The organism is Dapis brunnea BLCC-M229, from assembly GCF_050015995.1.
Lineage (GTDB): Bacteria > Cyanobacteriota > Cyanobacteriia > Cyanobacteriales > Microcoleaceae > Trichodesmium.
Genome location: NZ_JBNHEP010000107.1, coordinates 74,304 through 86,573, shown reverse-complemented (window position 1 = coordinate 86,573; position 12,270 = coordinate 74,304). Strand labels below are relative to the sequence as shown.

The following is a 12,270-nucleotide window of genomic DNA, read 5'->3' as shown; positions in this document are numbered from 1 at the left end:
TTAACGTAGTGCTATATGACACAAAATTATGATTCTCTTCCTGAGAGTACAATAGACTTTCCAGAATCAAAACTACAACGTTTGCTAAATATTCTCCAAAAAGTTAAGTCTGACTTAACTGGTTTAGAGTTGGCAGAAATTATTTGGTTGGCAGTTCAAATGGGGGAGACAGAGCAACAACAGATATCTACACCTACTAAAGCCCAAAAAGAAGAAGCACCTTTACCTAAAAAATCATCTTCAGAAACTTCTCCTTCTGACGCAAGAGCAGAAGAAACTGCTGAAGTATACCCTTATAGTTCTACCCCCTCTTCGTCTACAGCAAGCATCACTGACACACCGATTAAAGTTCCTGCTGCTCCTGCTTTGAGAAATACTTTGGCCTTAGCTAGAGCAATTCGCCCTTTGATGCAGAAAATTCCTTCTTATACAGAACAGGTACTGAATGAAACTGCTACAGTTAAACGTATTGTCGATGAAAACATTTGGTTACCTGTTCTCAAACCAGCACCGCAAAAATGGCTAGAATTAGGGTTAGTCATTGAACAAAGTGATTCTACAATTATTTGGAAACAAACTATTCGCGAACTCCAGGAATTTTTGGAGTATCATGGAGCGTTTCGGGATGTGCGAGTGTGGCGTCTAGAAATGAATGGCAAGAAAGCGCGACTATTTCCTAATATTAATAAAAATAAACAACAACGCCCCCGTAACCCCAAAGAAATTATCGATCCACGAGGACAACGTTTGATATTACTGGTGAGTGACTGTGTTTCTAGTGTCTGGCGAGATGGTTCCATCTATCCCCTAATACGTTTGTGGGGGAGTCAAGGTATACTTACAATTCTACAATTATTTCCAGAAAGACTGTGGCATCGTACTGCTTTAAATCAAGACATTCCCGTTCAATTAAGAGCTTTGACTCCTGGAGCTTTTAATTCTCAACTTAAAGCAGAAGTGCAACTTGATGATGAACTAGAAGAGGAAGAGTTAAAAGATACGATCAAAGTTCCAGTTATTACTCTCGAAGCTCAATCTCTTGCTACCTGGTCTAGCGTCATAGCAGGTTTTAGCAGTAACACGACTGCCGGATTTATATTTTCTCCTAGTTTAGTAGATTCTGAACCTTCTGCCTTTAAACTACTCGAAGAAAGCATAACTCCAGAGGGAAGAGTAAGTCGCTTTCGTGCTACTGCCTCCAAGTTAGCACGTCGGTTAGCAGGATTAATAGCAGGTGCACCAGTCAGTTTTCCTATAGTTAATTTAATTCAGCAGACGATGTTGCCACAGTCTAACCAGGTTCATGTGGCAGAAGTTTTTATGAGTAGGTTGTTCAAACGGGTGTCATCAGAAAAAATAGAAGCAGACTATATTTATGAATTTTATGGTGGAGTACGGGAGTTGTTGCTACAGTCTGTACCTAAAAGTCAGACTCTTTTGGTTATAGAAAAAATTTCTGAGTTCCTCGCTCAACGTAGGGGTTTATCTTCGCGGGAGTTTAAAGCTCTTCTTGTATGGTCTCCAGATCCTCAACTTCGTTCGTTTGCTCGCTTGAAGACTGAGATTTTACAACAGTTGGAAGGAAATAGGGGTTTGCCTAACGATCTGGAAAATTTGGAGGAATTACTGAGTCAAAGAAAATGGAAGGAAATTGAATTATTAATCCGCGACGATCCTGGAGTCCTAGTCCAAAAGTTGGCTGATTTTCTCTATCCATTAAAAAGTAAACATCCAGATCGTTATGTTCGAGAAGCTGCTGTAGATGCTTTAGGAAAAATAATTGAGGCAAATATCACTCAAGAAATTTTATTGCAGACAGTTGAACCAATAATTCAAACTCTTCGTAAGGATGAAATTAGTCAAGTACGAGATGCAGCAAAAGAATCGCTGGGAAAAATTTACCATAAAGTTAAAGACCAACTAAATTTGCCTTCTCCACCTCCAGAGGTTATCCAAGTTGACCGAACCTGGAGACGTGAAAACGATCGGGAAATTAGTAGATTTTACAGTGAAATACTCTCCAAACGTTTACCAAAAGTTCCCTTGGATAAAATGAAAGCAACAGAGTTACTTACAGAGTTCTTGAGTCAGAGCAACGATCTAGATATTAGAGCTGCTGTTGCAAGAGAATTGGGAGAACAAGGTTCCCCAACCGCCAATGGAGCAGTGCCAGAGTTGATTAAAGCTCTAGATTTTAATAACAAGAGTAGCGATCGCTATCTGCGACAAGAAGCAGCAATAACTCTAGGAAGATTAGCACCGACTACGGATATTGTAGATGCTCTCAATCAAGCAAATCGTCAAGATGTTATTAAGCAGGTACGCGAAGCAGCTTCTCAAGCTTTAGAAAAAATAGCCGATCTAGATAATTTGCCAGGAAAACAAGCGCAGCGCTACCTGAAACTAATGCATCCAGATCGATTACAAAAGTTGGAAATAGATATGGAAAGCTCTATAGAAATTTTAAAACATCATAGTAATGATAGTAATTTCAGTGATGAAGTAGTCGATCTATTAATTGAAGCTGCTGAAGTTCTTGGTAGTTGCCAAAATACAGAACTTATCGATGATGCAAATAACACTTTGATAAAAGTGCTAGAAAATGAAAATCCAAATATAGTTGCTGCTGCTGCTGATGCACTAGGTAAGATAGGTAATTTACAAGCTCTAAAATTTCTACTTGGTAAACTTAAAAAAATAGAACGTGGAGATTGGATAGCACGGGAGTATATTATTAGAGCATTAGGAAACTTACAATCAAAACTTTCAGAAAAAAATAAAGATATCGATCCAAAACCAGTTATTGATATTTTAATTGACAAGTGGCGTAATGATCCAATTAGTAGTGTTCGAGAAGAAGTTGAACCTGCTTTACGCAAGATATATCAAATAACTCGCCATCCAATTGCTTATGAAGCGTTAAAGAGATATCCTGACTATAATAAACAAAATGTTGAAAACTTCTACAAAAAATTTTTTGACGATTTTCCAACTCCTAATAAATAATATTGTTACAGCTTTGGAATTAGAAGTAGAATAGGTGAGGCAAATTGTTGAGATAGAAAATAATTAATCAATGTTTAATTTGATTTGATTGTATACTAAATATATGACCTTTTATTTAATTAAAAAAATAGGAAAATAGTGAATTTAGCTAGAAGACCTCTCCCCCAACCTCTCTCCTGCAAGGAGAGGGGATAGGAAGGGGGTTGGGGGGTTAGGTTTTTTAACCCACATTTTCAAGCTTGACGCGCCAGTAATCGACTGTTTTAGCTAAAATAGTGTATTAGGGAGTAGGGGAGAAAGATTGTTGTTGGGTTTCGTCTCTCAACCCAACCTACATCTATTGCAAGATTTAAGATGAAACAGTCAAGTAGGTATGGATAGAACAGATAAAATAAGTTTTGATTTTTAGAAAAAAACGATTGCTGAGTAGATATACAGCAAATTTCGGAGAAATGATGTATGGGGTCAATGATAAAAATATTGTAGTGCGGACATCTTGCACGGGATGGGTGTACCTTATAACAACGGAAAGCGCTGTAATTGTTAGTTATCAGTTAATCCTTATACTTTGATTTTAACCATCTTTCTTCACAGCACTTTCATGCCAATCTTTTAACAGAAAATCTGACAAAAATGTAAACAACACAAAAATAGCTATTCCTAAACCAGTTGTCAAAAATAAAGCAGCAAACATTCTCGGAATTTGCAAATTATAACTAGACATTAAAATCTGATAAGCAATGCCAGAACGAGCGCCTCCAGTACCTGCAACAAACTCAGCGACTACCGCACCAATTAATGCTAAACCACCACTAATTCTTAAGCCCCCTAAAAAATAAGGTAAAGCACTAGGAAATCTCAAATAAATTAGAGTTTGCCAACGAGAAGCTCCATACAATTTAAACATATCGCTCAAATTTTTATCAACACTATTTAATCCCAAAGTTGTATTAGAAATAATTGGAAAAAATGCTACAATCCAAGCACAAAGAATTAATGCGGCAAAAGTATTATCTCTAAGCCAAATAATAATCAAAGGAGCAATAGCAACAATAGGAGTAGTCTGCAAAATTACCGCATAAGGAAATAAACTTCTTTCAATCAATTTATTCTGAGCAAATAACATAGAAATCAATACCCCAGAAAAAACTGCTACAGCCAAAGCAACAACTGTAATTTTGATAGTAATTAGCAAAGAAGTAAATAATGAATTCCATTCCTCAATCATTGTCTTGACTACTAATATCGGTCCTGGCAATAAATAGGGAGGAATATTCATTACTCGTACCGAAATTTCCCATGTGAGTAATACAATAATCCCTAAGATTATGGGAGCAATTATATCAATAGAAAAGATTTTATTCAGGATTTGATGTTCTGATTTTATTTGTGTTAATTGTTGTTTCTGATTTTTGGTAATAGCACTCGGCATAATCTAAGATTAACTCTACTTATTTTATTTAATATAACTCAAATAATAACACTAGATAATATATTATCTCATGTCTGGTTGAATCCTGATAAATAAATCGCGATCGGGAAGAGGGAATAGAGAGGAGAAATAAAGTACAAGAGAGTAGAAAATATAATTTTTTTTTGATTACTAATTATTCAGAAACAATATTATTAGATTATTAAATATCTCCAGAAAATAAACTTACCCTTGATTTAGCATAAGCTAGAGTTGTAAAAGTTCGGAATACTCATCATTTTCCGTACCTTTTTCCTGAAAATATCTTACCGAATTATTAATTGTTAATAATTAATAATTAAATAATTATGGTTTAAAGCCTCTCATCAGCAAGGAGAAAAAGCGGTCGTTTGCGGAGCATTGCGTCAGGATGGGATGGCGAGGTTTCCCGCTCTTGCAGAGCCACTTCGTTAACGCCATATCCAATCGACCAAGAGAAAAGAAATAATATTTCCGATAATTCAATCCTCTCGGTTAAAACCCGAGGTAATTATCAATTATCCATTATCCATTATTCATTAATGAACTGTTCCCTATTCCCAGTTAAGTATTCCCTACTATTACAAAAAATATATATCTTGTTCAGAGATGTCTATTGGAGATATATCTTTCTCTTCCATACTCAAACAAGTTCATCGCCAATTTTTAGTATAAAATTAAAATCGATTTATCTTTTTATATCAAGTCTCATTAATTAGCCATAATAAAAATCTTTTCTCTGATAAATTTATCCCTATTCCCTGTTCCCAGTTAAGTGTTCCCTGTTCCCTCAATTTTTTATTGTGGGTATTCAAAAGAGACATGATATTACTGAGAATTAATCAATATTAAAAAATCTTAAGTCCATGAAAAGCCAATTTAGGGGTGAATTACTGATGAATCATGGTAATTTCAGATATAGACTCAACATTTATGTCGTTATTTTTTTAGGTAAAATAGTAAATCTTATTGATATTTGCCAGAAAGTACGTACCTGATTATGTAGAAGTATAATGATATTAATATAAAAATCACTGGGAACTTCCAGTCAACCTAAACAATGGCAGTTGAGCCAAACTCTCATTAACTTTAAATCTAATTTAAAGTAGGACTATTAATGATTTTTTTTATTGTTAGTCTTCATCTACAGTGCTCAACTGACTAAATAAATAAACAAGTAAATTGTTTTTGTTAATGGGAATGTGGTAATATCCGCCCCCTTCCCTCCTATCCAAATATTTAAAAATAGGATTATCTAGCGGAAAAACAAATGACTTTATCCTTCAAACAATTAACCCTGTATTTTTCTCTATTGTCTATTGGTGGTGGGACAGGATGGTTGGGTCATCATTATATCGAAGCTAAAAAATTGGTTATAGACCCTGATGCAATACCTGTCGTCGAGCAGCAAACAGATCGGCCATCTGCTGCAACTTCTGGAAATGGTCTAGTTTCCTCCACTAACCATAATTTTATTGCTGAAGCAGTGGAAAAAGTAGGTCCAGCAGTAGTCCGTATTGATGCAGCTAAAAAGTTAACAAATCAAGTTCCAGAAGCTTTAAAAAATCCTCTATTAAAACGTTTCTTTGGCGAAAATTTGCCTGTTCCAGAAGAAAGAACTAAGCGTGGTACTGGGTCTGGGGTGATTCTTAGTGCTGATGGTCGCTTAATTACAAATGCTCATGTTGTTGATGGAGCAGATACCGTTAAGGTGACACTAAAAGATGGCCGAGTTTTTGAGGGTGTGGTTAAAGGTGTAGACTCACTGACTGATGTAGCGATAATTAAAATCGAGGCCACAGATTTGCCAGAGGTGTCTATGGGCAAATTAGAACAATTAATTCCGGGACAATGGGCGATCGCTATTGGTAATCCTCTGGGTTTAGACAATACTGTCACAGTGGGAATTATTAGTGCTATTGGTCGTACCAGTTCCCAAGTAGGTATTCCAGACAAACGAGTTCGCTTTATTCAGACAGATGCTGCAATTAATCCTGGCAACTCCGGCGGGCCACTTTTGAACGATCGAGGTGAAGTAATTGGTATTAATACAGCTATTAGAGCGGATGCTCAGGGATTAGGGTTTGCTATTCCGATAGAAACGGCAAAAAGAATTGCTGATGAATTATTTCTGTATGGGAAAGTAGAACATCCATTTTTAGGTATTTCAATGGTTGATTTAACTCCGGAAGTAAAGGATGAAATCAATAGACAATTGGAGACTAAAATTAAGGATAATCAAGGTGTAGTAATTACGCGAGTTATAGAAAATTCTCCCGCAGAAAAAGCTGGTTTACGTCAAGGAGATGTGATTCAAAAAGTAGGAGGAGTAGCAGTTAAAAGTCCAATAGAAGTTCAACAAGAAGTAGAAAAAAGTTTAGTTGGGGAGAGTTTAGCAGTAGAAGTAATTCGTAATCGAAAAATTGCCAAAATTTTAGTTAAACCTGATGCTTTTCCTCAGTCAGTCGAATCAGTAGTAGGGGAGTAGGGAGAAGAAGTCATAAGTCATAAGTTAGAAAAAAAGGTATAATTTAAGCAAGGAAATTATTTAAGAGTATATCGAGTAAGGTCTATATTGATGGGAAGTAGCAAATAGGATAACTGTATAACCGGACTTCATATAATTCAAGAATGTAGCCATATTTTATGACATTGATATTATCAGTAGCTCGACAGAATTAATTGAATATTTGGAGAATATAAGCAAGAGAGAATTGTGATTATAGCCGATTAGTAGATACACAAATAATTTTTTTCATCTACTTAATATTGTAGTAAACGAACACATCTAAAACGGTGCATTATATCCTTGGGGTTGGGTTCATTTGAATATGCTTGAACCTCATTAATTTGACACGGAACTCGCCCCTACTATTGCAAGATTTGAAGCGTGTCACGCCACTACTGGACGCTCCACACCTTAAATGGTGCGTTAGATGGGGAGTGTGGGAAGTGTGGGAAGGGTGGGGAGGGTAGGGAGAAAAAGACACCTAGAAACAAAAATCTATTCCACAGTTTTAGGTGTGTCAGTCTACTACTAGACCTGAACATCTAAAATGGTGTCTTACGACAGATTGTTAAATTTCTGTCAAATCTTAGATTTTAGCTGTCTAACGCACCCTACTGGACTGTTTCATCTTAAATGTTGCAATAGAAAAGTGTCTGGAGATTGCTTCACTGTCGTTCGCAATGACAAATCTAACGCACTATTTTAGCTGAAACGGTCCACTACTAAACTGACACAGCTAATTTTGTGCATTAGAAAATGGGGGGATGGGGTGATGGGGAGATGGGGTTATGGGGTGCGAGACGAAAAAAGCTAATGCACTATTTTAGGTGTGTCAGTCCACTACTGTCGTGTCAAGCTTGAAAATGTGGGTAAAAAAAAACTAACCCCCGAACCCCCTTCCCTGCAAGGGAAGGGGGGGATTTCTCCCCTCTCAAAAGCAGGAGAGGGGTTGAGGGAGAGGTCTTCTAGGTTGCTTGCTCCTAAACCACAATTTTAGTCTTGACACGGCACTACATTAATGCACACTTTTAGCTGTGCCACGCAACTACGCCCTTTAGGTTGGGTTAAACTGTAGAATCACCCAAAAATAATTATAGTTTTTTTACTTAATCCAACTCACCATATCTAATGTTTTAATAATGATAGTTTGTGCCTGAAAAATTATTAATTAATAACTGAGTCGGCGTTAAAATTTATCCTTCTTATAAGACAAGAGGCATAAGGAAGTTATGCTCAAGGAAAGAAGTTTTTGAATAATACTCTTAAACCTCAAAAAAAATTTTTTATTCTTACCTCCCCTCACCAAAAACATTTTCAGGATAATCTACTTATCTATATTTGATAGTTGATGAAACATTTCGCTTTTGTTTTACGTCTACATACAAAATATAGCAATCCTAAATTTCATAAAATTACCGAAAAAATCAGGTTTAAAGCCTCTTCTTTCAAGGAGAAAAAATTTTCCTTTTAACCAATCCTCTTTTTTTTAAGAAGAGGTAATTATTAATTATTAATTGTTAATTATTAATTATTGAACCTGTAGTTTCATAAACTTTGGGAATCAAATAATGGATAAATATACCATCTCTACCCTTTTTTACATATGACTTAGGAAGGCTATATATCTCAATAAAAATAGTAGGGAGGTTCCATGGAACTTCCCTACAAAAGTTTCAGAAGAGAATGAACTCAAATAATCAATTATGATAACCATCAGAACCATCTCCCAGTTAGAATTAACATTAACAGAAATAGTAGGAACAATATTTTCTATTACTGGTAACGATACTTTTATTCTGACGGCAGATAATGGTCAAAACTTTTTTGTTGACCTCATAGATGAACTAAATACTTCAATCTTAGGTTTACAGGTTGGTCAATTAGTTAGAGTAACAGGTTTTGTCAACATAGAAGATAACCGACTTAACCTAATTAATACAATTCTAATTAATCCGGATGGTACAAGACCACCACCACCAATTGTCGGTCTACAAACTATCTCTGGAACTGTTGGTTTTGTAGTTAATGATAATCAATTTATTCTCAACTCTAACGGTCAAATATACTTTATTAATTTATTAGATGAATTTAATGCCATAGCATTAGATTTACAGCCAAATCAACCTATTACAATTTCTGGTTCTGTCACCTTAGAAAATGGCAGAATTGATGTTAATAGTTCTAGCATTATAGATGGTGTAAATATTCCGACTCAGCCTCCTTTTCTCCCCGAAGGTGAATTTCCTCCAGGTTCAATTATTGGTAATAATACTCCTCAATTTATTCAAGGTACTCTTAATAGTGATACCATTTTTGGCCTTGGTGGCAATGATACTATTGATGGGCAAGCAGCTAATGATAGTCTGTTTGGTAATTCGGGAAGTGATAGTATTGTTGGGGGAATAGATGATGACACTATTTTTGGCAATGTTGGAATAGATACTATTGATGGGCAAGGTGGTAATGATAGTATTCTGGGAAATGAAGATAATGATAGTCTCCGTGGTGGTGAAGGGAATGATACTATCCGGGGTAATACAGGTAGCGATGAAATAGATGGGGGTGTTGGTGATGATAGTCTCCGTGGTAATGTTGGCAGCGATACTATTTTTGGAAATGTCGGTAATGACAGTATTTTTGGTAATGAAGATAGCGATCGCCTAGAAGGTGGGATAGGAAACGACAGTATTTTGGGTAATGAAGCTAATGACAGTGTTTTTGGCAATGAAGGGAATGATATTATTTTCGGCAACAGAGATAATGACCGTCTGGAAGGTAACTCAGGTAACGATACTATTCGTGGAGGAAAAGGTAACGATCTAATTGATGGTGGTTTTGATTTAGATTTTCTCCTAGGAGAGTTGGGTAATGATGAGTTGAGTGGAGGAGAGGGTGACGATTTAATATTTGGTGGTAAGGATGATGATTTTATTGATGGTGGAGAGGGGAATGATACTCTCAGTGGAGACCTGAGCGATGATACTATTATTGGGGGGTTGGGTAACGATTTTATTATTGGTGCAGGTCGTGAGTCTGGAGAAAATGAGATTGATTTTTTGAGTGGTAGTGCGGGAACTGATACCTTTGTTTTGGGTAATAGCAATGTTGCTTTTTACAGTTTTGCTGGTAGTAGTGACTATGCAATAATTACCGATATGAATAATTTGGAAAATGATAGGATAATTGCATTTGGTGGTGATGGAATTGTTTTAGGACCTGCTTCTGTAGGTACGGGAGAAGGTACGGGAATTTTTGTAGATGGAGATTTAATTGCTATTGTGCTTGGGGTGACGGAGTTGGAGCTTCAAAGTGGGTTGATTGTGATTTAGAAGGAGTTAGGGATAGCGATCGCCAAGAAGTCGGGAATTTGTAGTAGTAGTAGAACGTGAAGTTCTGAAATCAAAGACCTACTTATCCTCTATAATCATTACAAAGAGAAACCAATTAACGAATTAAATGAGCGGAATTAATCGTCCAATTGTTCTTGACTCCACACAGGTTGCCAAGCATTTGCCAGATACTCCTCAAATGCAAAGACTTTTGAGAAAAGGACGTGCAGCTCATGTATTTAATGATGAAGCTACTATGAACCAGGTTGCTCGGACTATAATTGAAAGAGGAGAGTTTACTGATACTGTTAGGGGATATGACCGCTATGGAATGCTGTTTGCAGAACCCATTGGTTATAGAATTAGTCCTGACGGTAGTCGCATTGCACTTTATTATGGCGAAATCAAAATAAATGACAAAAACCAATACCATGTTATCCCCAGAACTCGACCTAGTAAAAGATAATTGGCAATTTAGCGAAGTATGGATAGATCCTGCTTTGTCTCCTCCTTATCTACTTTTGTTGCTCGGTGCTTCAGACGGAAGGTGTCACATTTACGATCCTGCTGAAGGCTATCGTCTGATTTTTCAGAGCGATAATTATGATGAGGCTCAGTTTTGGTTGCTGGAGGATGAGTACGAACCTTTGGAAGGACGACTTAAAGCTTCGGAGTTAATTTAGGGAAATAAGGCGATCTCCTTTTACCTATCCAAAAAGCGATCGCTGCCAGTAATGGCGACTGGTATACATGAATTTTTAAGCAATGGAAAATCATTGGCCTTCTGCACCCAATACTTGTTACTTTCTAATGTATAATTGCTAAGTCTAGAAAAATCTTAGTAATTATTAGGTGAGTAATGAGTGATTTTCAAGTATGCGATCGCGATTTAACCGAGGCTATGTTATCTGATTATTTGCAAGCTGATAGTATTGCAGTTGATACAGAAACAATGGGATTATTACCATCGCGCGATCGCTTATGTTTAGTCCAGTTATGTGATAATAAAGGCAAAGTTACAGCTATTCGTATTGAAAAAGGGCAACAAGAAGCGCCGAATTTAAAACAATTAATGGAGGCAACTGGCGTAGTTAAAATATTTCATTTTGCCAGGTTTGATGTAGCAATGTTACAGCATCATTTAGATATTAAAGTTTCCCCAATTTTCTGTACAAAAATTGCTAGTAAGTTAGCACGAACTTATACAGGTAAACATGGTTTAAAAGAGTTAGTAATGGAGTTAGAAAAAGTAGAGTTAGATAAATCTGCTCAAAGTTCTGACTGGGGAAATGCAGAGAATTTAACAGAGGAACAATTAAGTTATGCTGCTAATGATGTGCGGTATTTATTGAGTGTTAGGGAGAAGTTAATTGGGATGTTAAAACGTGAGGAAAGATGGGAGTTAGCACAGCAATGTTTTGAATGTTTACCTGTGTTTGTGGGATTAGATTTATTACAGTATAAGGATATTTTTGAGCATTAATAATGTTTTTATAGACAACACCAGAAATGTAGGTTGGGTAGAACGATAGTGAAACCCAACATTAGCAACACCTGTAGGAACGTTATATAAAATCCGGTTGAACAATCGTCATTCGACGATAGGAAGCAATCTCCGCGCACCCCTGAGATTGCTTCCTTCCACTCCGTTACAGTCGCAATGACTTGGGTATAGAAATGTAGGTTGGGTAGAACGATAGTGAAACCCAACATTAGCAAACCCTGTAGGGACCTTGGATGCAACGTCTAGCGCGTCTAGGCTAAAACCTAACCCCCCGACCCCCTTCCCTGCAAGAGAAGGGGGAGCTTCTCTCCTCTCGGAGTAGGAGAGGGGTTGGGGGAGAGGTCTTCATTGACTCGCTCTTTACCCACAATCATTGGGTAAAACCTAACCCCCCGACCCCCTAGGGGGAGCTTCTCTCCTCTCGGAGTAGGAGAGGGGTTGGGGGAGAGGTCTCTTTCAAACTGAAAACAAC

The 12,270-nt window shown here is 36.9% G+C and carries 7 protein-coding genes; 6 read left to right on the top strand and 1 reads right to left on the bottom strand.

Annotation, left to right across the window (positions count from 1 at the left end; translation table 11 throughout):
- Nucleotides 1–15 precede the first annotated feature (15 nt).
- Nucleotides 16–3,006 carry an SAV_2336 N-terminal domain-related protein gene (locus ACP6PM_RS13330; RefSeq protein ID WP_426585321.1) on the top strand — a complete coding sequence of 997 codons (2,991 nt, stop codon included), beginning with the start codon at nt 16–18 and terminating at the stop codon, nt 3,004–3,006.
- A gap of 574 nt (nt 3,007–3,580) precedes the next feature.
- Here ACP6PM_RS13330 and ACP6PM_RS13325 read toward each other — a convergent pair.
- On the bottom strand, nt 3,581–4,438 hold the full coding sequence (locus ACP6PM_RS13325; protein WP_426585319.1) for an ABC transporter permease: 858 nt from the start codon (nt 4,436–4,438) through the stop codon (nt 3,581–3,583).
- Between the two features lie 1,288 nt (nt 4,439–5,726).
- On the opposite strand from ACP6PM_RS13325, the gene ACP6PM_RS13320 reads away from it, so the two are divergent.
- The 5 genes from ACP6PM_RS13320 to ACP6PM_RS13300 all read left to right on the top strand — a co-directional run bounded on the left by ACP6PM_RS13320 (nt 5,727) and on the right by ACP6PM_RS13300 (nt 11,777).
- Nucleotides 5,727–6,944, top strand: coding sequence for an HhoA/HhoB/HtrA family serine endopeptidase (locus ACP6PM_RS13320; protein ID WP_426585317.1), 1,218 nt, complete (start codon nt 5,727–5,729; stop codon nt 6,942–6,944).
- A gap of 1,724 nt (nt 6,945–8,668) precedes the next feature.
- Entirely contained in the window at nt 8,669–10,294 is a 1,626-nt protein-coding gene (locus ACP6PM_RS13315; RefSeq protein ID WP_426585315.1) for a calcium-binding protein, read from the top strand.
- A gap of 127 nt (nt 10,295–10,421) precedes the next feature.
- Nucleotides 10,422–10,760 carry a DUF6972 family protein gene (locus tag ACP6PM_RS13310; protein WP_426585314.1) on the top strand — a complete coding sequence of 113 codons (339 nt, stop codon included), beginning with the start codon at nt 10,422–10,424 and terminating at the stop codon, nt 10,758–10,760.
- The gene (locus ACP6PM_RS13305; RefSeq protein ID WP_426585312.1) at nt 10,726–10,977 is read left to right on the top strand and encodes a hypothetical protein; all 252 of its coding nucleotides are present in this window, start codon (nt 10,726–10,728) and stop codon (nt 10,975–10,977) included. Before ACP6PM_RS13310 ends, ACP6PM_RS13305 begins: the two co-directional genes overlap by 35 nt.
- Before the next feature lie 176 nt (nt 10,978–11,153).
- A complete protein-coding gene (locus tag ACP6PM_RS13300; RefSeq protein WP_426585310.1) occupies nt 11,154–11,777 on the top strand; it encodes a ribonuclease D in 624 nt (207 codons plus the stop codon).
- Nucleotides 11,778–12,270: the final 493 nt, after the last annotated feature.